Source organism: Thiohalocapsa sp. ML1, from assembly GCF_001469165.1.
Classification (GTDB): Bacteria; Pseudomonadota; Gammaproteobacteria; order Chromatiales; family Chromatiaceae; genus Thiohalocapsa.
In genome coordinates this window covers 60,631-82,566 of sequence record NZ_JABX01000009.1, presented here as the reverse complement: position 1 = coordinate 82,566, position 21,936 = coordinate 60,631, and the positions used below count along the sequence as shown (strand labels likewise).

The 21,936-nt window shown below is 70.2% G+C and carries 22 protein-coding genes; 8 read left to right on the top strand and 14 right to left on the bottom strand.

Features of this window, described 5'->3' with window-relative positions; genetic code table 11:
- Window positions 1–58: 58 nt before the first annotated feature.
- From ML01_RS07665 to ML01_RS07655, 3 genes are all read right to left on the bottom strand, one after another.
- Window positions 59–844, bottom strand: coding sequence for a molecular chaperone DnaJ (locus ML01_RS07665; protein ID WP_058554816.1), 786 nt, complete (start codon window positions 842–844; stop codon window positions 59–61).
- 73 nt (window positions 845–917) lie between these two features.
- Window positions 918–1,628, bottom strand: a complete 711-nt coding sequence (locus ML01_RS07660; protein ID WP_058554815.1) for a hypothetical protein — start codon at window positions 1,626–1,628, stop codon at window positions 918–920.
- A gap of 358 nt (window positions 1,629–1,986) precedes the next feature.
- Window positions 1,987–2,559: an NTP transferase domain-containing protein gene (locus ML01_RS07655; RefSeq protein ID WP_058554814.1), complete on the bottom strand. Its 573-nt coding sequence runs from the start codon at window positions 2,557–2,559 to the stop codon at window positions 1,987–1,989.
- 145 nt (window positions 2,560–2,704) lie between these two features.
- Here ML01_RS07655 and ML01_RS07650 point away from each other — a divergent pair, with 145 nt between their 5' ends.
- Complete coding sequence (locus ML01_RS07650; RefSeq protein WP_058554813.1) at window positions 2,705–3,391, top strand: tellurite resistance TerB family protein; 687 nt, start codon at window positions 2,705–2,707, stop codon at window positions 3,389–3,391.
- A 213-nt stretch (window positions 3,392–3,604) separates the two neighbouring features.
- Here the strand turns inward: ML01_RS07650 and ML01_RS07645 are convergent, their stop codons facing one another.
- Window positions 3,605–3,772: a hypothetical protein gene (locus tag ML01_RS07645; RefSeq protein ID WP_216819134.1), complete on the bottom strand. Its 168-nt coding sequence runs from the start codon at window positions 3,770–3,772 to the stop codon at window positions 3,605–3,607.
- Between the two features lie 415 nt (window positions 3,773–4,187).
- On the opposite strand from ML01_RS07645, the gene ML01_RS07640 reads away from it, so the two are divergent.
- The 6 genes from ML01_RS07640 (at window position 4,188) to ML01_RS07615 (ending at window position 7,227) form a co-directional block, all read left to right on the top strand.
- Entirely contained in the window at window positions 4,188–4,694 is a 507-nt protein-coding gene (locus tag ML01_RS07640) for a transposase zinc-binding domain-containing protein (RefSeq protein WP_058554811.1), read from the top strand.
- A 437-nt stretch (window positions 4,695–5,131) separates the two neighbouring features.
- Complete coding sequence (locus tag ML01_RS07635) at window positions 5,132–5,362, top strand: hypothetical protein (RefSeq protein ID WP_058554810.1); 231 nt, start codon at window positions 5,132–5,134, stop codon at window positions 5,360–5,362.
- A gap of 4 nt (window positions 5,363–5,366) precedes the next feature.
- Entirely contained in the window at window positions 5,367–5,693 is a 327-nt protein-coding gene (locus ML01_RS07630) for a type II toxin-antitoxin system RelE/ParE family toxin (RefSeq protein WP_058554809.1), read from the top strand.
- Between the two features lie 29 nt (window positions 5,694–5,722).
- Window positions 5,723–6,037: a hypothetical protein gene (locus ML01_RS07625; protein WP_058554808.1), complete on the top strand. Its 315-nt coding sequence runs from the start codon at window positions 5,723–5,725 to the stop codon at window positions 6,035–6,037.
- Window positions 6,038–6,546: 509 nt separating this feature from the next.
- Entirely contained in the window at window positions 6,547–6,771 is a 225-nt protein-coding gene (locus ML01_RS07620; protein WP_058554807.1) for an addiction module protein, read from the top strand.
- Window positions 6,772–6,969: 198 nt separating this feature from the next.
- Window positions 6,970–7,227 (top strand): hypothetical protein, encoded by a 258-nt coding sequence (locus ML01_RS07615; protein ID WP_058554806.1) that lies wholly within the window; start codon window positions 6,970–6,972, stop codon window positions 7,225–7,227.
- A gap of 281 nt (window positions 7,228–7,508) precedes the next feature.
- Here the strand turns inward: ML01_RS07615 and ML01_RS07610 are convergent, their stop codons facing one another.
- The 9 genes from ML01_RS07610 to ML01_RS07570 form a co-directional block, all read right to left on the bottom strand.
- The gene (locus tag ML01_RS07610; RefSeq protein WP_058554805.1) at window positions 7,509–10,604 is read right to left on the bottom strand and encodes an efflux RND transporter permease subunit; all 3,096 of its coding nucleotides are present in this window, start codon (window positions 10,602–10,604) and stop codon (window positions 7,509–7,511) included.
- Window positions 10,601–11,770, bottom strand: a complete 1,170-nt coding sequence (locus ML01_RS07605) for an efflux RND transporter periplasmic adaptor subunit (protein ID WP_254045168.1) — start codon at window positions 11,768–11,770, stop codon at window positions 10,601–10,603. The genes ML01_RS07610 and ML01_RS07605 overlap by 4 nt, the downstream gene beginning before the upstream one ends.
- A gap of 292 nt (window positions 11,771–12,062) precedes the next feature.
- Window positions 12,063–13,856 carry a complex I subunit 5 family protein gene (locus tag ML01_RS07600; protein ID WP_058554804.1) on the bottom strand — a complete coding sequence of 598 codons (1,794 nt, stop codon included), beginning with the start codon at window positions 13,854–13,856 and terminating at the stop codon, window positions 12,063–12,065.
- Window positions 13,853–14,227, bottom strand: coding sequence for an NADH-quinone oxidoreductase subunit K (locus ML01_RS07595; protein WP_058554803.1), 375 nt, complete (start codon window positions 14,225–14,227; stop codon window positions 13,853–13,855). The genes ML01_RS07600 and ML01_RS07595 overlap by 4 nt, the downstream gene beginning before the upstream one ends.
- Complete coding sequence (locus tag ML01_RS07590; protein WP_058554802.1) at window positions 14,224–15,165, bottom strand: hydrogenase subunit MbhD domain-containing protein; 942 nt, start codon at window positions 15,163–15,165, stop codon at window positions 14,224–14,226. Before ML01_RS07590 ends, ML01_RS07595 begins: the two co-directional genes overlap by 4 nt.
- Window positions 15,165–15,503: a monovalent cation/H(+) antiporter subunit G gene (locus tag ML01_RS07585; protein WP_058554801.1), complete on the bottom strand. Its 339-nt coding sequence runs from the start codon at window positions 15,501–15,503 to the stop codon at window positions 15,165–15,167. The genes ML01_RS07590 and ML01_RS07585 overlap by 1 nt, the downstream gene beginning before the upstream one ends.
- Before the next feature lie 152 nt (window positions 15,504–15,655).
- On the bottom strand, window positions 15,656–15,952 hold the full coding sequence (locus ML01_RS07580; RefSeq protein ID WP_058554800.1) for a hypothetical protein: 297 nt from the start codon (window positions 15,950–15,952) through the stop codon (window positions 15,656–15,658).
- On the bottom strand, window positions 15,949–16,482 hold the full coding sequence (locus tag ML01_RS07575) for a Na+/H+ antiporter subunit E (protein ID WP_058554799.1): 534 nt from the start codon (window positions 16,480–16,482) through the stop codon (window positions 15,949–15,951). Before ML01_RS07575 ends, ML01_RS07580 begins: the two co-directional genes overlap by 4 nt.
- A gap of 211 nt (window positions 16,483–16,693) precedes the next feature.
- Entirely contained in the window at window positions 16,694–17,290 is a 597-nt protein-coding gene (locus tag ML01_RS07570) for a DUF3611 family protein (protein WP_058554798.1), read from the bottom strand.
- 415 nt (window positions 17,291–17,705) lie between these two features.
- On the opposite strand from ML01_RS07570, the gene ML01_RS07565 reads away from it, so the two are divergent.
- A complete protein-coding gene (locus ML01_RS07565) occupies window positions 17,706–20,081 on the top strand; it encodes a PAS domain-containing protein (RefSeq protein WP_156427601.1) in 2,376 nt (791 codons plus the stop codon).
- Between the two features lie 331 nt (window positions 20,082–20,412).
- Here the strand turns inward: ML01_RS07565 and ML01_RS07560 are convergent, their stop codons facing one another.
- On the bottom strand, window positions 20,413–21,915 hold the full coding sequence (locus ML01_RS07560) for an ATP-binding protein (protein WP_156427600.1): 1,503 nt from the start codon (window positions 21,913–21,915) through the stop codon (window positions 20,413–20,415).
- Between the last annotated feature and the right edge of the window lie 21 nt (window positions 21,916–21,936).

Here is a 21,936-nt window from a genome sequence, read left to right as displayed (position 1 = left end):
AGCGATAGCGATTGCGACGTCGATTTCGATACGGCTGGCACAAACTGAGCATCCTCCCTCACTCCCCCAACAGCAGATCCTTCGCGGCGTTGATCTGCGCGGCCAGGTAGTCACTGCCGCCGCGGTCCGGGTGCAGGCGCTGCATCAGGCGGCGATGCGCGGCGCGCACGTCCTCGGCAGTAGCGCCGGGCGTTAGACCCAGGATGGACCAGGCGTCCTCCTTACTCATGCCGCCGCGCGCCGGCGCCTGCCCGCTGCTGCTGCCGCCCGCACCAGCGGCCACGGCCTCGCGCCAGTCATCGCCGTGCTCGCGGTCCAGATACGCCGTGAGCACGGCGGCGGAGCGGGCGTCCGCCTCCTGGTATAGCTCCAGCATCCGTAAGAGCTGCGGCAGCGCCAGCGCAGACAGGCGCTGACCCGAGAACGGCCCCTCGCGCACGCGGCCGTCGAGGGTGCCGTTGGCATGCTCCAGCGTCATGTCCAGATAGCGGGTGCGGATGGACGACTGCCCGCCGGCCGAACCGGCGCCCGGGCCGCCGCCGGCCCCGCCGCCCGCTGCCGTGCCCGGTGCAACGAGCCCCAACGATTGCAACAGCCGTTGCAGCGCCGGCAGCATCCGCAGCAGGTTCAGCGCGCGAAACAGCACCGGCACTGCAGCGGCAACGGCCGCGAATATCGGGTTGAGCCGGCCGGACACGACGGCCAGGATCACCAGCGCCACGGCGCCCCAGATGAACGCCTTGCGCAGCACCGCCGCCACTTGATGCGCGGGCGTGCTGCGAAACCAATACAGAAACCACCAGACCGCGGCGACGAGCGCGAGCAGTACAATCAGCCGGCCCATCGGCACCCTCCCCGTTCAGAGACCAATTCCAGCCCCAAGCCCGACCCCAAGCCCAAGCCCAAGCCCAAGCCCATCACCGCTCCAACTGCCGCGTCAGCGCCAGCACCGCACCGCCGCGCTTGCGCCCGAAGTCCGTCAGCGCGCGCCGCCCGCCCGCTGCGAACACGGCAACGGCGCTGAGCAGGTCCTTCAGCGCCTGCGGACTATTGGTGTCCAGCGGGCACCAGGCACCGCCGGACAGCCGCGCAATGTCCCGCAGCACCCGCTCGGCACCCGGCTCGCGCCCCTCCTGGAACACGAACACGGGCACGCCGAGCAGGCCCAGCTCACCGGCGCGACCGGCCAGCGCGTCGTGATCCTCTTCCACGCAGTCGCCGATAAACACCAGCGCCTGCACCGGCCCGCGGCCGGCCTCGGCCTTGGCGTGGTCGAGCACGCGGGCGATCTGCGTGAGCCCGGCGGCGCAGAAGACGCGGGTCATACGCGGCAGCAGCTCCTCCGCGCTGGCGTACCAGGGCGAGGCCGAAAATTCCCGGAAGCCGCCGTAGTGCACGAGCTGCACCTCCAGCCCGCCCAGGTCACGGGTCTCCTGGAACATCGCGGCCTGGATGCTCGCGGCGCGGTCCCAGCTCGGCTCGCGACTCGCGGTGGCGTCCATCGCGAAGATCAGCCGCCCGCGCGGCCCGGCGGGCCGTCGCTGCGGCGTACTCGCCACCTGCGAGAGAAAGGCGTCAACGTCGCGGGACGACGCGGGGGTGTCCAGGTCTTTGCGGGGTGCACTCATCGTGGTCTCGTGGTCCGGTTTCCCTCGGCGGCGGGTCGGTCTCTGCGCCGGACCAGCCGCCGATGCGGGGCATGCTAACGGCCATGGCGACCAGCGCCACCCCGGAGGATGAAAGGCGCTGCTCGCCATGGCCGTTTCCCTCACCCCGGCCCTCTCCCAGGGGGAGAGGGGGACTAAGGAGCGCGCCGCGCGCGACTTTCATGGTAAAGCAACTTGCCATAGTTGGACCTGCAAGCAAGGCGCCGGTGCCGTGCCGCGTGGCAGGAACAGCGTGAAGAAGGGCCGAGGGCCGAGGGCCGAGGAGGGCCGCTTTGGACCTCGGCCATCGGCCCTCGGCCCTCGGCCCTGCTCCAGGCGTCTAGGCCCAAGCATCCAGGTCCGCCGGCACATCGACATCGCGCAGCACGCCCGGGTCGTCCACCGGCACGCCGACAATGCGGCCCGGATGCTCTGCCAGCAACGCCCGCGCGCCGGTGTCGCCGCGGAGCGCAAGCAACTGCTCGCGCCAACACCCCGCGAAGCCCACCGGATGGCCGCGTCGCCCCGCCAGCACCGGCGCCGCAAGTGCCGCACCGCCGGCCAGCGCGGCGGCCACCGCCGCGATGCTCGCGGGCTGCACCCGGGGCATGTCCGCCAGCGCCACCAGCCAGCCGTCGGCCTCGGGAGATGCCCGCACCCCGCAGGCCAGGCTGTGCCCCATGCCCAGCTCGGCCTCGGCACAGCCGACCACGCGCACGCCGAGCGCCGCCAGCAGCGGCCCGATGCCGTCCTCCGCGGCGCGCACCACGGCCAGCACCTCGCGGCCAGCCGCCAGCAGATTCCGTGCGGCGGCGACGCCCACCGGCGTGCCGTCCGGGAGCCGCGCCGCGAGCTTGTCGGCGCCGAAGCGACGCCCCGCGCCGGCGGCGAGCAGCAGGGCCTGAATCTGCATCAGCCGATGTCGGCCTGCGGGCGACAAGCGCCGGTATCGTCTTGCAATTTCCTCATTGCTCGGTCACCAGTCCGCAAGCGAATGGCGCTAGACTCTGCCGGCCCGCAATGGCCGTCAAGATCACCACACTCAGAGGATATCCGCCATGGCCTTCAAAGACATGCTCGACCAGATGCTCGCCGCCGGCAAACAGCTCACGGCGCAGGGATCGAGCCTCGCCGACCAACACCTCAAGCTGCCGGAGGCCGGACCCGAGCGCGACGCTTTGCTCAACAACCTCGGCAAGGGCGCCCTCGCGGGCGGCGCACTGGTGGCGCTGCTCGGCACCAAAGCCGGGCGCAAGCTCTCCGGCAGCGCCGCCGCGCTGGGCGGCCTCGGGCTGCTCGGCAAGGTCGCGTTCGACGCCTTCAAGACCTGGCAGGCAGACCAGGGCGACACCGCGAACCCGGGCACGCCGGTGGCCGAGCTGCCGGGCGCGCAACAGGAGGAGCGCAGTCATCTGCTGTTCAGGGCCATGATCGCCGCCGCCAAGGCCGACGGCCATATCGACGACGCAGAGCGCGCCGCCATCCAGGGCTCACTCGCCAGCCTCGGCCTCGACGACGACACTCGCCTCATGATGGAGGCCGAGCTCGCCCGCCCGCTGGACGTGCAGGAGATCGCCGCCGGCGCCGACTCCCCGGAGGCCGCCGCCGAGGTCTACCTCGCATCGCTCTTCGTCATCGACACGGCCAACCCCGACGAGCAGGCCTATTTGGATACGCTCGCCGGCGCGCTCAACCTGCACCCGGAGCTTGCCGCGCAACTGCGCAGCCAAGCGCAGGCCGCCTAAGCCCGCTGCCTGACCAAACCCGCCCGCACGGCCGGCAACCGCTGGCCCGCCGGGCTTCGAGCTGCGCCACGGATAACCTGCGCACCGCAGCGAGTCCGGCACCCCATCCCCGCCCGGCGCCGGCCCGCCCGGCAGCGACGGCGCGGGCGCACCGTCCCGCGCCACGGTTGGATGGCTCGACGCCAAACCCTTCGCCGAGCCGCGCCACTGCGCCTACTCCACGCGCACCGCCCAAGCCGCCTCCGCGGTCTGCCCGAGCATCTGCATAGCATCAACGATCTGCACGAGCTGCCAGGGCCTAAGCCCGGTGTTGCGGCCCTGCGCGGCGAGGTAGCAGTCGATATCCGCGGGCGTCAGCTCCGCCAGCCGCCGTGGCTGCATGGCCTTCACAAATCCCTCCGCGCGAACCACCGACCAGGGATGCGCGTCCTCCCGCATACCCTATTCGTGACCAGCGTCAAAAACTGGGTCCAGAAGGCACCGATTGTCTGCTGGACGGTTGTCGCGGGCTCCGACATGGGCTAGCTTCGTTCTCGTAGGACCGGATCAGGGAGCAGAGGATGCCGGCGGGTCGCCGGCGACGGCCGACAGTTCACTGACTGGCTACAGTGTGTCTAGCTCAAGAGCGGCACATTGTGGATAGTCTGATATTTCTGATTCTGTCCATTACACGTTGAACTAAGTAAATAAACAGTCCCCGCCAAGGACGCGCGCGCAAGCGACTGATTCACTTATAGATCATTCGCACATAACCACCCGAAGCGACGCGCTCCGCCGAGCGGACTATACTGCATGGATGAGCAGCCGCCTCGAATCGGCCGAGATTCGCCGCGAATTCCCGGCCGACTACGACCCGCCCGCGTTCGAGCTGGCCGAAGTAGTTCGGCTGTACGGCAACGACTACCGCGCCCGCTACCACCAGAGCTTCGAGCAAGGCCGCGCCCTGCACGCCATCGAGACCTGCCGCACCAACGCCCTCGGCGGCCATGTCGATCAGTGCGACCGGTGCGGCCACACCGAGATCAGCTACAACTCCTGCCGCAATCGCCACTGCCCCAAGTGCCGCGCCTCCCAGCGCGCCGCCTGGGTCGATGCGCGAGAGCTGGAACTGCTGCCGATCCAGTACTTCCACCTCGTCTTCACCCTGCCCGACGCCCTCGACCGCCTGGTGCAGTACCACCCGAGCGCGGTCTACGCGGCGCTCATGCGCGCCGCCGCCGAAACACTGCAGACCTTCGCCCGCAAGCGCTGGGATGGGGATCTCGGCATAGAGGGAAAAGGGGTCAGAGCCGAATGGCGCTAACTTAAGAACCGACTATTAAGAATCAGTAACTTATAGTCCTCCTGCGTCGCGAAATCGCGAGATTGCAGGACGCTCAGGGAGCGGAATCGGGCGGAAACCCTGCCGGGGCCGGCCTGCCGCTAGAGTTTCCTACCCCGCAAGCATCTGATTGGTATGGACAAGAGGCTTAAGTTAGCGCCATTCGGGTCAGAGCCCTTATTAAAAGGAAACCGGGTCAAAGGAAACCCGGCCAGGTCTTGCAATCATGTTCCGGGCGATGCACTCGTGGCCCGGCGATCGCTCGCGATGACACGGCGGCAATGCCCGCTCGGTGCATCGTCCGAGGTGCTGCGCCGCGCGACATCTGCGCCGGTCGCCGCCTACAATCCGAGGGCACACCCCACAACCCGAGGCCCGACGGCACGACGGTACCCGTTACACAACAGAGGGCCTGCGCCATGAGACAGCCCACCGAAGACATCACCGAGCGCCTACACGCCGAGATCGACTTGACGCCCGCGCGTTACCGGCCACTGCTGCTGCGGCTGGTGCACTCGTTCCGCGAGGGCATCGAGGCAGACGAGCCCTGGCCGAGCGCTGCCGACTCCCTCCGTGACGGTTGGCGGGATGTCAGCGCCGGACGGACGCAGCCACTCGATAGCATCTGGGACGGTATCGACGCGGATTGAGCTGATGATCATCCGGTATTCGGATGCCTTCAAAGGTCAGCTCAAGCGCCTCAGCCATCGCTACCGGCGCATCCGCAGCGATCTGCAGCCATTGCTGGATCGGCTCAGCGCCGGGGAGACCCCGGGTGATCGCATCCAGGTGCCGAACGATGTGCTCTATAAGGTCCGCGTCAGGAACACTGATGCAGCGCGCGGCAAGCGCGGTGGTTACCGGATCATCTACTACGTCCAAGCGGAGTGCGAGATTCTGCTGGTGGCGATCTACTCCAAATCCGACCAAGGGGACATTGCTCACGCGGAGTTGCTGGACATCATTGATCCGCACGACTGAGCGCTTTCCTCGAGCTCAGCTTCCGCGACATGAAGAGCCAGCACTTCGGCGCAGGCCTGGAGTGCAGCGCCTCCAAGGGCGCGGGCCGCTTCACCGTGCTGGTGCTGATCGCCTCGCTGGCGGCGATCCTGCTGTGGCTGATCGGCACCGCGGCGGAGCGCAGCGGGCTGCACGAGCGGCTGCGGCCGAACACGCGCAAGCGGCGCGCGTACTCGCGGGTGTTCCTCGCCAGGCTGCTGTTGACGTTGGCGCACTGCCAGGCGGCCGTCGCCTCGCTCGCCGATGCCATCGGGCCGCTGGATCAATGGGTCGCCAGTCATCACGACGCGTTACTGTCCCGATAAACAGTTGGACGAGGGGATTCTGTGGGGACACCTCAGGGTCAGTGCGGCCTGGCAAAGGCCGCGTGTTCTATCGGGTGATAGTCCCGCCTGGGTCATCGTGAGCCGCGAGCCCAGTATCGAGCCTTGCGGCGTGACTGGTAACAGGCGCGTCGATGCGTAGGCGCGAACGCAGGCAAGGTGGGAGGAGGATGGGGTCCGGTCTCCCGCGTAACGCCGCGGACAACCGAGCGCCTGAACAGAACATGGGCCACGCGAGACGTGAACCCACGCCCTACACGTAATGTGATCCCACGCCCTGGTTTGACCCGAAGCCCAGGTTCTAGGCCAAGGCCGCGCGCCTGCTCGGCAAGACGCAGCGTCAGATCGCCTACCGGGCTCAGGCCATGAGGATCCGGGTGAAACAGTTTTGAGCGGCGCTGGACGGGGAGCGCATCTTGTGATGCGATGCTCCGCAACGGCATAGGCTTCCGTGCCGACCGCTTGGCCATACGCATCGCTGGAGCACCGTCATGCAGACCAGACAACTGATCGACGAAGCACGAAGCCTATCCTTGAAAGAGAAACTGCTTTTCGTCGAGAAAATCTGGGGCAGTAGCGCCGCCGAGGGAGACGCACCGCCGCTCAGCTCATGGCAGGAAGCCGAGCTCGACAGGAGGGAGCAACTCTTTGGTGAAGGTACTGAGCAGTTGCATGCCGCAGACGAGGTTCACGCGAAGTTGCGAAAGCGCCGGTAAAGGCCTTCTATACCGGCCGTGCCGTCACCGAGCTGGAGGCTGCGCAAAACTGGTACGAGCAACAGCGAGCATGTGCACTGTGAGACCGTGACCCCCTGCGTTTTCTGACCCCCTGCGTTTGCTATGCAGAGACCGATACGGCAATTCACGTATGACCTGGGGAAGCCAAAGATTGGCTTTTAACTGAGGTTCAACCAGATGACAGACAATATCGAACACTTGGTGCTTGAGCAGTTTCGCGCTCTTCGGAACCAGATTGCAGCGATGCAAACTGAAATACACTCCGAATTCTCGGATGTAAAGCACCGGATCAGCCGAGTGGAAACGGCGATTGCAGGGGTTCGCCGCGACGAAGCCGGAACGGCGGAGGATATCGCACGCCAGCAGGTATCTATCGATCAACTGAACGAGCGGATTGTCCGCATTGAAAGGCGCCTCGAACTGCGCGATGGGTAGAAGAACGGAATTACGGTGACCGTGCGGCCCGGCAAGGCCGCGTGTTCTAGGCCGCCACTTCTTCGTCCAGCGCGAAGCCATCACCGCTGCCGGGCCGCGCTGTTTCAATCCTTGCTACGCTGATTCGGCTTCTCGGTAGCGCCGAAGCTCACGCTTGATGGCCTCGGACAGCTCAAGGTCTGCGAACATCGCGGCGCTATAGAGATAGCCGTCGCATAGCAACGGCCCTGCCCTGCCAACGACGGCGGCGCATCCCGCACCGCAACCAGGCTCAGCCGGGCTCAACCGGGCGCAGGTGGTGCCGCGGGCGCCGGCGCTGCCCTGGGGCTGCGCAGGTCGGTGCCCCGCAGCGACTCCCAAGTCACGTACAGCGTCGGGATGACGATCAGCGTCAGCAGCGACGCCACCGCGAGCCCGCCCATGATCGCAAAGGCCATGGGCCCCCAGAACACCGTCGGCGCGATGGGGATGAGCCCGAACACCGTGGACAGGGCCGTCAGCAGGATCGGGCGCACGCGCGAGGTGCTCGCGTCCACAACCGCGTCCCAAATCGGCCGCCCGGTGGCGCGCTCCTGCTCGATCTGCGAGATCAGAATCACCGAGTTCTTCGCGATCATGCCGATGAGCGCGAGGATGCCCAGGATGGCGACGAAGCCGAGCGGCCGCCCGGACACCAACAGCGCCGCCACCACGCCGATGAGCCCGAGCGGCACGACGGCGAGCACCATCACCATGAGCGGGAAGCTCCTGAGCTCGAACATCAAGAGCGTCAGCATCAGGAACAGCATCAAGGGCACCACCGCGAGCACCGAGGCGCGGGACTTCGCGCTCTCCTCCACCGTGCCGCCCACCTCGATGCGGTAGCCCACGGCCAGGGCCTCGGACAGGGCGTCGATGGACTCGGCGAGCCCCTCGACGACGGTCTCCGGCAACACGCCGGGCGCGGTGTCGGCCTGGACGGTCAGCGTCGGCACCCGGTCGCGGCGCCAGATGAGCGGCAGCTCCTGGCCGAAGTCGAAGGTCGCGATCTGGTTCAGCGGCACGGTGCGCCCATCGGCGAGGGCCACCGGCAGCGTCTGCAGGCTGCGGGTGGAGAGCATCTGCCCGCCCACCTCGCGGGCGACGACGTCGATGAGGAAGATGTCGTCGCGCACCTGCGTCACGGTGCTACCGGAGATGTTGGTGTTCAGCACCGCCGACACAGCCTGCGATGACAGCCCCAAGCGCCGCGCCTCGTCCTGGTCGATGCGGATGCGAACCTCGCGGGCGGGCTCCATCCAGTCGAAGTTGATCTGCCGGGCGAGCCCGGAGTCCGCCATGACCTTAGCGAGCTCAAGCGCAATGCCGCGCAGCACGTCCGGGTCGTCGCCGGTGACGCGGTACTGCACGGGCCAGCCGACGGGCGGCCCCAGCTCCAGCGGGTAGACGCGGGTCACGGCCTCCGGGAAGGTCTCCGGCAGCAGCTCCGCAAGCCGCTCCTCGATGCGCAGGCGCCCCTCGAAGTCCTTCGCCACCAGCACCGCCTGCGCGTAGAAGGGGTTCGGCAGTTGCACGTTGAGCGGCAGATAGAAGCGGATCGCGCCCTGACCGACATAGGCGCTCCAGTGCGCGAGGTCCGGATCCTCCGCCAGAATCGCGTCCAGCTCCTCCACCGCCGCGGCAGTGGCATGGATCGAGGCGTTCTGCGGCAGCGTCAGGTCCACCAGCAGGTCGGTGCGATCGGACGCCGGAAAGAACTGCTGCGGGATCAGCCGCACGCCGGCCAGGGCCACCGCAAACACCGCCACCGTCAGCAAGATGGTCAGCCAGCGCAGCCGCATAGCGCCGTTCAGGAGCCCGCGGTAGAGCTTGAGCGCTGCACCGGGCTCATCGCCGTCCGCTGCGTTCTGCTTCGGCGCCTTCAGCAAGGCCATGCCGAGCAGCGGCGCGAACACCGTTGCGACGAACCAGGACACCAGGAGCGCGATGGCCACCACGGCGAAGATCGAGAAGGTGTACTCGCCGGCGCTGCTCTGCGCGAAACCGATGGGCACGAAGCCGGCGATGGTCACCAGCGTGCCGGTCAGCATCGCAAAGGCCAGCGTCTTGTAGGCGTAGGTCGCGGCCAGCGCCTTCGGCTCGCCGAGCGCGAGGCGGCGGGTCATGGCATCGATGGTGGTCATTGCATCGTCCACCAGGAGCGCCAGCGCGATGATCAGGGCGCCCAAGGAGATGCGGTGCAGGTCGATGTTCGCGATGTCCATGACCGCGAACACCAGCGCCAGCGTCAGCGGGATGGTCAGCGCCACCACGGTGCCGGCGCGCACGCCGAGCGCGATGAAGCCGATGGCCAGGATAATCGCGATGGCCTGCCACAGCGAGGTCGTGAAGTCCGAGATGGCCTCGTCCACCGTCACCGGCTGGTCGGCGACGCGGATCACGTCGATGCCGAGCGGCAGCTCGCCGAGGATGGCGGCCATCTGCGCCTTCACCTCGTCGCCGAGCTGAAGGATGTCCCCGCCCTCGCGCATCGCAATGGCAAGACCGATGGCGGGCGCGCCGTTGACGCGGAACATGGGCTGCGGCGGGTCCGCGTAGGCGCGGCGCACCTGCGCGATGTCGCCGAGCCTGAGCATGCGCCCGTTCACCGCAAAGGTGACGTCGAGCAGGTCCGCCGTCTCGCGGAAGGCCCCGGAGACGCGCAGCGAGATGGCCTCGTCGCCGGTTTGCAGCACGCCGGTGGGCGTGACCACGTTCTGCGCCCGCAGCGCCTCCACCAGCACCGCCGGGTTGAGACCGAGCCCGGCCAGCTCCTCCATCCAGAACTCGACGAAGAAGCGCTCGTCCTGGGCGCCCAAGATGTCGATCTTCGAGATGTCGGGCAGCCGCAGCAGTTGCGAGCGCACGTCCTCGACGTAATCGCGCAGCTCCCGATGGCTGAAGCCGTCGGCGGTGAAGCCGTAGATGATGCCGTAGGTGTCGCCGAACTCGTCGTCGAAGCGCGGCCCGATCAGCCCCTGCGGCAGGGTGTGGCGGATGTCGCCGATCTTCTTGCGCACCTGATACCAGACGTCGTCGATGACCTCCGGCGGCGCGCTGCCCTCCAGGTCCACGAAGATGGTCGTGCTGCCGGCGCGCGTGAAGCTGCGCAGCGTGTCCACGTGGGGCGCCTCCTGCAGCGTGCGCTCCAGGCGCTCGGTGACCTGATCGAGCGTGTCCTCAAGCGTCGCGCCGGGCCAGGCGGCGCCGACGACCATGGTGCGGATGGTGAAGGCCGGGTCCTCCGCGCGGCCGAGCTTGTAGAAGGCGAGGATGCCGGCGACGACGGCCACGATCATCAGGTACACCACCAGCGCGCGGTGGTTGATGGCCCATTCGGAGAGGTTGAACGGCTTCATTGGGCGGCCTCGTCCTCGGCCGTATCAGCCGCATCCGTGGTCTCGTCGGCGGGCGCGTCCTCGGCCGCGGCGGGCGCGGCCTCCGGGGTTGCCGGTGCCGGCGGCGCGACACCGAGCAGGCGCACCTGCTGCTCCGGGCGCAGCGTCTGCACGCCGGCCGTCACCACCAGCTCGCCGGGCACGAGGCCGTGCTCCACCAGCACGCTGTCTAGCTCATGACCGAGCACGGCGATGTTGCGCAGCGCCACGCGCTGCACGTCCGGGTCCACCACCCACACGGCCGGCTGGCCGTCGGCGCGGGTCAGCGCCGCCGCCGGGATCACGAGACCGGCCTCGGCGCCGCCGACGGCCACCTTGCCCGTCACGGTGGAGCCGAGCCGCAAGGTCGCCGGCGGGCTCGCCAGCCCGACCCGCACCTGGAAGGTCCGCGTGACGGGGTCCGCCTGCGGCGAGACCTCGCGCACGCGGCCCACCGCGCGCACGCCGGGGTCGGTCGCCGAGATCACCTCCACCTCTGTGTCGGCGGCGAGCGCATCCTTCACCCGCGGCGGAAAGTCGAACACCGCATCCCGCCCGCCCTTGCGCGCGAGCTGCACCACCATCTGGCCGGCGGCGACGACCTCCCCCGGCTCCGCGCCGCGGGCCGTCACGGTGCCGGCGGCGTCCGCCACCAGCTCGGTGAACGAGAGCTGGTTGTCCGCGGTGCGGAGCTTCGCCTCGGCCGCCTCGACCTGCGCCCGGGCGGCGTTGCGCGACTCCACGGCGCGGTCGAACTGCTGCCGGGCGACGAAGCCGCGCTCCACCATCGGCTGATAGCGGTCGATGGTGTTCTGCGCCTCCACCAGCCGCGCCATGGCGGCGGCGACGTTGGCGCGGGCGGCATCGACGGCGTTCTGCGCCGTCTCCGGATCGAGCCGCGCGACGATCTGTCCCGGCCGCACCTGGTCGCCGACATTCACCGCGCGCGAGATGAGCTGACCGCCGACGCGAAACGCCAAGTTGATGGTGTCCTCGGCCTCGATGGTACCGGTCAGCGTGATCGTCTCACCGCCGCCGACCTCGACGACCTCGGCGACGCGCACCGGCCGAATCGGCTCCGGCGCCGCCACCTCGGCGGCCGGGTCGAGCTCGCAGCCGCCGAGCAGCAACGCGGCAGTCAAGGGCACCAGGGGGAAGAGTCCGCGTCGAACCCCCGGCGAAAGCGATAACCCCACCTGATACATAACGCACTCCTCGGCTGGCGACGCTGCGCGTCGCGTGGATATTCGGTCAGTGACCACGTGGTCGAAGCTTCGTCGTGCGCGGTCCGATGACGACAACGCCAACGACAAGATTGCGCGACGGTCTTGTTCGATGGCTGCCGGCGCCGGAGACCAAGACATACCGGGCGCTCGCGCCGGGGCATTCTGCCAGTTTGCGGACAGCGGTTGCCCATGCCGCGGCGGGAATCGCGGGATCTCAGGTCAGCACCGCCAGCGCCTGCGCGAGCAGGATCGCGAGCAACAGAGCACCCGCGACCCGCCATTCCCGCAGCCGGCCCTCGACGCCCGCCAGCCCGCGCCCGAGCGCCCCGACGCGCCGCTGCCACGCCGACTGCCCCGCCGCGATGAACAGCACCACCGCCAGCGCCACCGTCAGCACCGGCCCCGTGCTGCTCCAGAAGCCGCCGGCCGCGAGCGCCCCGCGCATGGCGCCCGCCACCGCGGCAGCCGAGGCCATCTCCGCCCGGCCGACGTCGAGCAGCGCGAACCAGCCAGGGGGCAGGAGCCCGAGCAACAGCGCCGCGAGCGCGAGCAACCCCGGCACCAGCAGGCCGAAGCCGCCGGGGCGCTCCGCGAGGTGAGGCGCGGCCGTGCCGCCCGCCGCCGGTCGCACCGCCACCGCGAGAATCCGCGCCAGATAGGCCGCGCTCAAGAGCCCGCCAAGATCCAGCACCAGCCGCCACCCCCAGCCCTCGGCGCCCGCCGCGCTGCCGTAAAGGGACTTGACCAGATAGCCGCCGCTCGGCGGCAGCCCCGCCAGCGCGAGCCCGGCCAGCACGATAACAACAAGCGTCATGGGCAGCGCCCGGCCGAAGCCGCCCAGCTCCGCGAGCCGGTCGTGCCCGAAGGCCACCTGGACGCGCCCGGCGAGCAGAAACAGCGCGGCCTTGGCCAGCGCGTGCGACACCACTTGGAGCAGCGCCGCCGTTGCCGCCGGGCCGCCGCCGGGGCCGGCCGCCAGCGGGAACAGCAAGAACAGATACCCGAGCTGCGCCAGCGTCGAATAGGCCACCAGCAGCTTCAGCCGCGCCTGCATCAGCGCCATCAGGTTGCCGAGCAGGATTGCAAAGGCGCCGAGCGTGCCCAGCACGAGCCCGATGTGCAGCGCCCCGGGGTCCGGCACAAGATCCAGCCAGAGCCGAAACAGCAGAAAGAACGAGCCCTTCACCACCAGCGCCGACAGCACCGCGCTCGCCGGTGCCGGCGCCCCGCCGTGGGCCGGCGGCAGCCACAGATGCAGCGGCATCAGCGCCGTCTTCGCGAGCAGCCCGGTACTCATCAGCACCACCGCTGCGAGGGAGCCGCTCCGCACCGCGCCGGTCGCACTGCCATCCGCGCCGCCGCCGGCGAGGGCCGCCGCGATCTGACCGATGTCCAGCGTGCCGTGCAGCCCCAGCATGAGCCCCGCGCCCAGCAGGTACAGCGCGGAGCCGAGCAGCGCGAACAGCAGGTACCGAAACGCCGCCTCCAACTGCGCCGCCCCGCCCTTGAGGCACACCAAGGGCACCGCGGAGAAGGTGAGCACCTCGATGGCCACGTACAGGTTGAACAGATCGCGGCCAAGATAGAGCCCGTTCAGCCCCGCCCAAACCCCGAGCAGCAGGGTCCAGAACGCGAGCGTCACGCGCCGGCCCGCGGCACCGACGCGAAACTCCCCGGCCGCGTGCAGGCCGACCAGCACGAGCACGGCGGCCGTCAGCACCAGCATCAGCGCCGCGGGTCCGTCGAGCGCCAGCTCGACGCCGAGCGGCGCGGCCCAGCCGCCCAGCGCGTAGGTCAGCGGCGCACCCGCGGCGAGCAGCGCCGCCGCCGCGGCCAGCGCCAGCGCAAGCCCGAGCAGCAGGCTCCCGAGCGCGAGCAGCCGCGCGCCGCGGGCGCCCAACAGCGGTGCCAGCAGCGCCGCCAGCACCGGCACCGCCAACAGCGGGAACAGGAGCTCCGCCGCACGCGGCCCGGCAAGCCAGGGCTCCAGCACGGCGGCCAGCGTCATGCAGCGCCCGTCCCGTCGGATTCGGGGTGCGCCGCTGCGGCGGTGGCGCCCGCAGGCAGGGCGGCGCCGCGCGCAGCGCCGGCTTCCCGCCGCACCGCGGCCAGGCGCACCAGCAGCGCGACAGCGAGCGCCGTCGCCGCGAACGCGACGACGAGCCCGGTGATGACGAGCGCCTGCGGCACCGGGTCACTCGCCGAGCCGCCCGCGAGCCCACCACGGCGGGCGACGGCGCCGAAGATCAGAAACACGCCGCTGCCCATGAGGTTGAAGCCGAGCAGCCGGCGCAGCGCGCTCCGACCCAGGATCGCGCCATACAGGCCAACGCCGACCAAGCCGGCGCCGCAAAGACCGTATAGCTCGGCCGCGGTCACGGTCGCGCCCTCGGCAGCGCCGGCGGCCCCGCCACCAGCAGCGCGAGCGCGACGGCGACCGAGAGCGTCTTCGCGGCCTCGATGAGCAGGATCAGCGGCTTGGTGAGCGCCTCCGGATAGGCCAGATAGGCGTCGGCCGCGACGACCCCGGCGAGCCCGATGAGCAGGAACACCAGCGGGCCAAGCATCAGCCCGACGCGGGTCAGGCGGCTTCGCACCGGCGGCGGCGCGCCGAGCCGCGCGAGCCACACCAGCGCCACCATGGCCGCGAGCAGCGCGCCGGCTTGGAAGGGGCCGCCGGGATGGTCCGCGCCGGTCCAGAACAGGTGCACGCCAACGACGAGGCCGACCGGCGGCAGGAGCCGCGCCAAGAGCACCAGCGCCGGGTCAGGCGCATCGCTGTCGAGCGCCCGCGGGCGCTCGCCCCAGGCCGCATCGGCACCGACGGACCAGAGCCCGATCACGGCAAGCGCCAGCACGGCCGATTCGAGCAGCGTATCGACCGCACGGAAGGCGACCAGCACCGCGGCCACGGGGTTCTTGAGCGCGGTGGCGGACTGCTGCTCGGCCACCGCCGCCACCAGGTTCGGCGCCGGCTCCGGCAGCGTCAGCACCAAGACCGCGAGCCCGGCGGTGACCGCGCCGCACAGGAGCCCGACCAGCACGCGCAGCGGCCAGGTCGGCGGCGGCCCGTCCGGTGCATCGCCGAGCCGCGCCGCCGCCATCAGCAGCAGCAGGCCCATGATGCCGCCGAGCGCCGCTTCCGTGAGTGCGACGTCCAGCGCCCCCAGCCGCACCCAGACAATGGCGACAATCAGGCCATAGGCCGTGAAGCCGATGATGGCGGAGCGATCGTGCCGCGTCGCGATGAGCCAGAGCGCCAGCGCCAACAGCGCAACGACGAGCGGCAGGTCCGCCAAGCGGGGGTCCGGCAGCATCAGCGGGTGCCCCCTGCGTCGCGCGCCGCATCGCCTCGGCGATCCGGCTCCGGCGTCGGCCCGGCTGCATGCAGCGCGCCCGCCAGCATCTGCCCGGTGGCGCCGCCGACGAGGATCACCAAGAGCCACAGCGCGATGAGCTTGAGCACGCCGTAGGGCCAGCTCGCCTGCGCGAGGAGCCCGACGACGACGAGCCCGAGCCCCAGGTTGTCCGCCTTGCTCAGCGCATGCAGCCTGCTGAGCGAGTCCGGAAAGCGCATGAGACCGACCCAGCCGGCGAAGAAGAACAGCGCGCCCGCCGTCACCAGCACCACGGTAAAGACGTCCGCCCAGATCATCTAGCGAGGCTTCTCCTCAGCCACCAGGGCCAAGGGCCAAGGGCCGAGGGCCAAGGAGGGCTCCCTTGGCCCTCGGCCCTTTTGCCTGCAAGCGCCTTTTGTCGTCGTAAAACTTGATTCATCTGCAACCATTCGGCGCCCTCAAGCACCTCTTAGGTCTCTCCCGCCCCAGGCTCGGACGGCGACCCCGCGGGTGCGCCGGCGCGCAGGCCGGCAACGAAGGCCACCGCGACGAAGGCCGCAAGCAGCACCAGCACCAGCGCGAGGTCCGTCGCAGCCGTCAGGTCCACGGCGCTGCCGAGCAGCAGCAGCGCGGCGACGCCGCCGGTGCCGAGCAGTTGCGCCGCCATCAGGCGCTCGGCATCGCCGGGGCCGCGCAGCACGCGCAGGAGCCCGAGCAGGACCGTCAGCAGAATGAAGGCACCGGCACCGAGCAGGAAGGCGGTCATCGCGCCGCCGGCTCCCCGCCGGCGCCGCCATGGTCGCCGAGCATCCGGCGGAACAGCGCCTCATCCACGGCGTATGCCCCGGCGACGTCCTGATCGCGATGGAGGCAGTGGATCAGCAGGTGATCGTGCTCGCCGGCGCCCACCGTCATGGTGCCGGGGACCTGGCCCATCAGGACACCGAACAGCGCCCGGCTGGTGCCGTCGGGCAGCGTCGTCGGCTGCCGCAACAGGCCGGGCGCCAGCGGCAGGCGGGGGTCCAGCGCCAAGCGGGCGACATCGACACCGGATCTCATCGACTGCACCACGAAGCGCAGCAGGAATCTGAGCATGGGCCAAGGCCGCGGCCTCCGGCGCGTCGGCGGCAGCAGCCGCAGACTCAGCAGCGTGGCCGCCACGGCGGCAAGCGCGCCGACGCCCAGGCCCGCGCCGACCTCGGCCGGGGCCAGCGAGCCCGGCTCCAGCAGCAGGAGCCAGAAGCCGAAGAACAGCATCAGGCGGGCGAAGAAGGCCCGTATTCGGTAGGGCGGCATGAGCGCGCTCCGCAGCGTCGTCTTCTCGATCGTCGTCGTCTCTATCGTCGCTTTCCTATTGACGCTCATCCCGACCCGGCCGGACGCCGTCGGCGAGCGGTGCGGCTCGCGGCATCCGGGGGCGGCACGGTGCCAAGCCCCCGGCGCCGAAGGCCAGCCGATCATTGGCCGGCTTGGCCAAGATCGGCAGGACGGCCGCGCCTTTCGGGGCTCAGGCCTTCGCGGCCTTACCGCTCAACGGCGTCGCGGTGCGGTACATGAGCCAGAGCGACAGCCCCAGCACCACCAGCTCCGCCGTCAGCAGGATCAACAGCGTGATCAGGCTGATGCCGTCCAGCGCCGAGATCGACTGGTTGGGATTGGAACCGATGTTCGGCGAGATCATGAGCCCGGTCTGCGGGTTCGCCAACATCACGAACAGGATGCGGCTCGACTCGGAGAACAGCAGCAGCATCGAGAACACGATGCCTATGCCTGAGGCCCAGACGCCGATCCAGACGGTCTTGAGCACGCTGGCACCGCTGAGGCGCGTGTCCCCCTCCGCGATGCGCCGCCCCAGGCCCGGATAGCGGAAGAACCAGACCGCCGTGAACACCGCCACGAGCAGGCTGCCCCAGGACAGAAGGTTGCTCAGATCGATGCCCCGGCGCGCGGGGGAGTCCGGCGTAAAGCCGAAGAACATGTACATGGCGAGCACCAGCGGCAGGCTCAGCAGCACGAGCTGAATGACGAAGCCGATCCAGCCGAGCTTGGTGAACGTAGCGCCGAGTTGTTGTGGATTCGCAGGAGGCCAGGATGCGACAGGCATAGGAGTAACTCCTTAGAAGATTGGATATGGCCAGCATGTGGACGAGCCGCGCGTATCCTAGCACCGCAAGAGTGTTCTTAGCCGCCCGGAAAGCTGCCGGGCGCTCGGCCCAGCCACCGCCCGCCAACGCTACCCGCCCGCCGGTTAGCATTGATAGACGGGCGCGGCGGCAAGCACCTGCATCAGTGGACCGGCGTAGCGCAGCTTCCGCCGTCGTCCCAGCGCAGACCGACCGCGAAATCGACCGCGACGCACCAACGGCCCGATCTGCCGAACGGTCGGTGAGAATCTTTATCAACAGGGGCATACTCTAACCCCACAGAGATCGCCAGCATTGCCAACGGCAGGTCCGCGCGCCGGCCCAACCCGCATCGGCAAGCCCCCGGCGGACCTCCCACCCAATCTGGAGCCAAACTTGGAGACCATCGTCGCCGGAATCCCTATGGACCCTGCCGACACCGATACCACACGGCCCGACGCGCCCGCCCCGGCCGCCGCCGATGAGCCCTCCATCGCGGCAGGCCCCTGCGCCCGCGCCCTGCTCGACGCCCTGCCCTCGGCCGCCTACACCTGCGACGCCGACGGCCGCATTACCTATTTCAACGAGCAGGCCGCCGCGCTCTGGGGCCAACGGCCCGAGCTCGGCATGCCGGACCTGCGCTTCTGCGGCTCGTTCCGGCTGCGCCTGCCGGACGGCAGCCTGCTCCGGCATGAGGATTCGCCGATGGCGCGGACACTGCGCGAAGGCGTCGGCTGCCGCAACCAGGAGGTCGCCATCGAGCGCCCGGACGGCAGCGTCGTGGACGTGCTGGTCAACATCGACCCGTTGCGCGACAGCACCGGGCGGGTCGTCGGCGCCGTCAATGCCTTCGTCGACATCACCGACCGCCGCCGCACCGAGCAGGCGCTGCGCGCAAGCGAGCAGCGCCTGCACTGGGCGCTGGAGGGCGCCGGCGGCGGCGTCTGGGACTGGGACCTCGACGCCGGCGCTGGCTGGTGGTCGCCCGAGATGTACGCGCTCTGCGGCGTCCCGCCGGAGACGCCGCTCGGCTGGGACGACTTCCTCCAACAGGTGCATGCCGAGGACCGCGAGGCGCTCGTCGGCGCCGTGGCCGCCGCCATCGCCACGCAGCAGGATTTCAGTTGCGAGCTGCGCATCCGCCACCCGGAGCTGGGCGAGCGCTGGATGAGCTCCCGCGGGCGCGTCATCGCGCACGGCGGCCGCCCGCGGCGCCTGCTCGGGCTGACCATGGACATTACGGAGCGCAAGGCGGCGGAGGGCATGCTCGCCGAGAGCGTCGCGCGCTTCCGCCGCCTGGCCGACGCCATGCCGCAGTTGGTCTGGACCGCGGAACCGGACGGCACCGTGGATTACTATAACGACCGCTACCGCGAATACGCAGGCATCGAGCGAGCCGCCGACGGCGCCTTCGACTGGCAGCCGGTGCTGCACGCAGACGACCGCAAGCCGACCACGGACGCCTGGGCACGCGCGGTCGGCACCGGCACCACCTACGAGTGCGAGCACCGCATCCGCATGCGCAACGGCAGCACCCGCTGGCACCTGAGCCGCGCCGTGCCGGTGCGCGACGACGCCGGGCGTATCGTCAAATGGTTCGGCACGGCCACGGACATCCACGACGTCAAGCGGGCGCAGGAGGCGCTGAGGGACGCCGATCAACGCAAGAGCGAGTTTGTCGCCACCCTCGCCCACGAGCTGCGCAACCCCCTGGCGCCCATCCGCAACGCCATCGCGCTGCTCAAGCTCGCCGAAGGGCTCCCGGACAGCGCCGCCGCGGCGCGCGACATCATCGACCGCCAGTCGCGCCATCTCGTGCGGCTGGTCGATGACCTGCTGGACATGAGCCGCGTCACCCGCGGGCGCCTGCAGCTCAAGCGCGAGCGGGTGCGGCTTGAACAGATCGTGGCGCAGATGCAAGAGGCGATGGCGGCGCAGATCGAGGCGCGCGGCCAGACGCTGGAGCTGCTGTTGCCGACCGCCCCCATCGAGCTGGACGCCGACCCGGTGCGCCTGACCCAGGTGCTGGTCAATCTCGTGGACAACGCGAGCAAGTACAGCGACCCCGGCGGTCACATCTGCGTCAGCGCCCGGCGCGACGGCGACCGGGTCGAGATCGCGGTCAGCGACACCGGCGTCGGCATCGCCGCGACGGAGCTGCCGAAGCTGTTCGACATGTTCGCGCAGGTGGGCGAGCCCAGCGGGCGCGGCGCAACCGGATTAGGTATAGGCCTCGCGCTGACCCGGCGCCTGGTGCAGATGCACGGCGGCAACATCGAGGCGACGAGCGCCGGCCCCGGCTGCGGCAGCACGGTGACCCTGCGCCTGCCGCTGGCCGCCGCGCCGTCGGCACCCGCCGAGCCGACATCGGCGTCCGCGCCGGCGCCACGCGAGGACGCGTCCGCGGACCGCGGCAAGCCCCGGGTGCTGATTGCCGACGACAACCAGGACGTGGTGGAGTCGCTGGCGATGTTGCTCGAGCTGCGCGGCTACGACCCCATCACCGTGAGCGACGGCTTGCAGGCGGTGGCGGCGGCCGAGCAGCAGGCACCGGACATCGTGCTGCTCGACATCGGCATGCCGGGCCTGGACGGCCACACCGCCTGCCGGCGCATCCGCGAGCTGCCGGAGGGTCGGCACCTGCGCATCATCGCGCTCACCGGCTGGGGCGAGGCGCGCGACCGCCAGCGCTCCCGCGAGGCCGGCTTCGATGGCCACCTCGTGAAGCCCGTCGAGGCAACGACGCTGCTGGAGCTGCTCGACCAGGGCTGAGCGCGGCCCCTGCCGCGTCCGCCGCGGGAGCAGCGGCGCCGTGGCGCGTCGGCGTCTCGCCGACGACCGGGAGCAGCGGCGAGGCTAAGAAATCGGTATCGAAATCGAATTCGCGCCGCTCATCGCCGTCCCCAGTGTCATGTCCTATCGACTCCGATAGCGATTTCGATGCCCTGACTGGAGTGTTGACCTCCAGGTCAACACCCACAGAGCGCGATGCACTGATTATCGCGAATTGCGGAGCCGACCTGGAGGTCGGCTCTCCGGCCAAGTCCGGCCCGGCCCGGCCGGGCCGGGCCCGAGACGGCCTCGGAACTGACTCGCTGCCGCACTAACCCCCCAGCGCGCGCTCCAGCTCGGCCAGCGAGACCGGCTTGACCAGGTGCCGGTCGATACCGGCGCGGCGGCTGCGCTCGCGGTCGGCATCGCGGCCGAAGCCGGTGACGGCGATGATGCGCACGCCAGATAGGCCGTCGATGCGGCGCAGGCGGCGCGCGGTCTCACAGCCGTCGAGGCCGGGCAGGCCGATGTCGAGCACCACGGCGTCGGGCCGGCGCTCCGCTGCCGCGCGCAGGCCTGCCGGGCCGTCATGGGCCACGGCGACGCTGTGCCCGCGCGCCTCCAGCAGGTGTTGCAGCCCGTCGGCAAGCTCCTGGTTGTCCTCGATGAGCAGCAGGTGCCGGCCGCGCGGCGCAGCCTCCGCGCCGGTCGGCGCCGCCGTCGCTGCGGCGCGCGGCACCCCGCCTGCGCTGAGCGGCAGCGTGACGACGAATTCCGTCCCCCGGCCGGGGCCGTCGCTGTGCGCGCCGATGCTGCCGGCATGCATCTCCACCAGCGTGCGCGCGAGCGTCAGGCCGATGCCGAGGCCGACGTGCCGGCCGTGCTCGTCGCGCTCCTGGTAGAAGGGCTCGAAGATGCGCTCCAGCGCCTCGGCCCGCACGCCGGCGCCGTTGTCCTGAATCGCCACCTGCACGAGCCCGCGGCCGACGGACAGCGAGACACTGATCGCGCCGCCGTCCGGCGAGTAGCGGGTCGCATTGGTGAGCAGGTTCGCGAACACCTGCCGGAGCCGCAGCGGGTCGGCCAGCAGCGGCACCGGCGGCCCGTCGAGATCCAAGTGCAAGCACTGGTTGCGGCGCCGGATCTCGTCTTGGACTTGCGCGACGGCGTCACGCAGCACCTGGCGCAGGTCGGTGGGCTCGCGCTCCAACGCGAGCTTGCGCCGGTTGATGCGCGAGACATCGGCCAGGTCGTCCAGCAGGCGTTTGATCTGCCGGGCCTGGGTGCCGATCATGCCGCGGCAGCGGCCGGCCTGATCGCTGTCCGCGGGCAGGCTCGCGAGCACGTCGGCGGTGACCATCAGCGCGGCCAGCGGATTGCGCAGCTCGTGGCCGAGCATGGCCATGAACTCATCGCGCTGCTCAATGCGCTCGGCGCGCTCGGCCAGCAGGTCGCGGATGCGGTACTGCTGGCGGCGCTCCTCAAGCGCGAGCCGGAGCGTGCCGATAAAGGCGGCCATGCGCACGGGTCGCTCCAGCAGCGTGACGCGCCCGTAGGCGTCGTAGCGGTCCAGCGCGCCCAGCCGATGCGTGGCGTGGCGCCCGCCGAAGACGATGACCGGGATCGCCGACCACTCCGGCTGCTCGGCAACATGGTCGCGGATGCCATGGCCGGCCGGCCCGGCGAGGGCCTCTTCCGCGATCACAAGCACGGCGGCGGGCTCGCGCAGCGCGGCGCAGAAGGCGGCCACGTCCGTGTGAACCTCGCCGCTGAACTCGCCGGCGGCCAGAAAGCGGCGGCAGACCTCGGCATCGCCGCGGGTGGGCGCCAGCATCAGCACCCGCTCGGGCGCGGA

What these genes read in the sequence shown, in the direction of transcription:
- ML01_RS07665 (WP_058554816.1), bottom strand. Translation starts at nt 844, where the DNA reads ATGGGCCGGCTGATTGTACTGCTCGCGCTCGTCGCCGCGGTCTGGTGG.
- ML01_RS07660 (WP_058554815.1), bottom strand. Translation starts at nt 1,628, where the DNA reads ATGAGTGCACCCCGCAAAGACCTGGACACCCCCGCGTCGTCCCGCGAC.
- ML01_RS07655 (WP_058554814.1), bottom strand. Translation starts at nt 2,559, where the DNA reads ATGCAGATTCAGGCCCTGCTGCTCGCCGCCGGCGCGGGGCGTCGCTTC.
- ML01_RS07650 (WP_058554813.1), top strand. Translation starts at nt 2,705, where the DNA reads ATGGCCTTCAAAGACATGCTCGACCAGATGCTCGCCGCCGGCAAACAG.
- ML01_RS07645 (WP_216819134.1), bottom strand. Translation starts at nt 3,772, where the DNA reads ATGCAGCCACGGCGGCTGGCGGAGCTGACGCCCGCGGATATCGACTGC.
- ML01_RS07640 (WP_058554811.1), top strand. Translation starts at nt 4,188, where the DNA reads ATGAGCAGCCGCCTCGAATCGGCCGAGATTCGCCGCGAATTCCCGGCC.
- ML01_RS07635 (WP_058554810.1), top strand. Translation starts at nt 5,132, where the DNA reads ATGAGACAGCCCACCGAAGACATCACCGAGCGCCTACACGCCGAGATC.
- ML01_RS07630 (WP_058554809.1), top strand. Translation starts at nt 5,367, where the DNA reads ATGATCATCCGGTATTCGGATGCCTTCAAAGGTCAGCTCAAGCGCCTC.
- ML01_RS07625 (WP_058554808.1), top strand. Translation starts at nt 5,723, where the DNA reads ATGAAGAGCCAGCACTTCGGCGCAGGCCTGGAGTGCAGCGCCTCCAAG.
- ML01_RS07620 (WP_058554807.1), top strand. Translation starts at nt 6,547, where the DNA reads ATGCAGACCAGACAACTGATCGACGAAGCACGAAGCCTATCCTTGAAA.
- ML01_RS07615 (WP_058554806.1), top strand. Translation starts at nt 6,970, where the DNA reads ATGACAGACAATATCGAACACTTGGTGCTTGAGCAGTTTCGCGCTCTT.
- ML01_RS07610 (WP_058554805.1), bottom strand. Translation starts at nt 10,604, where the DNA reads ATGAAGCCGTTCAACCTCTCCGAATGGGCCATCAACCACCGCGCGCTG.
- ML01_RS07600 (WP_058554804.1), bottom strand. Translation starts at nt 13,856, where the DNA reads ATGACGCTGGCCGCCGTGCTGGAGCCCTGGCTTGCCGGGCCGCGTGCG.
- ML01_RS07590 (WP_058554802.1), bottom strand. Translation starts at nt 15,165, where the DNA reads ATGCTGCCGGACCCCCGCTTGGCGGACCTGCCGCTCGTCGTTGCGCTG.
- ML01_RS07585 (WP_058554801.1), bottom strand. Translation starts at nt 15,503, where the DNA reads ATGATCTGGGCGGACGTCTTTACCGTGGTGCTGGTGACGGCGGGCGCG.
- ML01_RS07580 (WP_058554800.1), bottom strand. Translation starts at nt 15,952, where the DNA reads ATGACCGCCTTCCTGCTCGGTGCCGGTGCCTTCATTCTGCTGACGGTC.
- ML01_RS07575 (WP_058554799.1), bottom strand. Translation starts at nt 16,482, where the DNA reads ATGCCGCCCTACCGAATACGGGCCTTCTTCGCCCGCCTGATGCTGTTC.
- ML01_RS07570 (WP_058554798.1), bottom strand. Translation starts at nt 17,290, where the DNA reads ATGCCTGTCGCATCCTGGCCTCCTGCGAATCCACAACAACTCGGCGCT.
- ML01_RS07560 (WP_156427600.1), bottom strand. Translation starts at nt 21,915, where the DNA reads ATGCTGGCGCCCACCCGCGGCGATGCCGAGGTCTGCCGCCGCTTTCTG.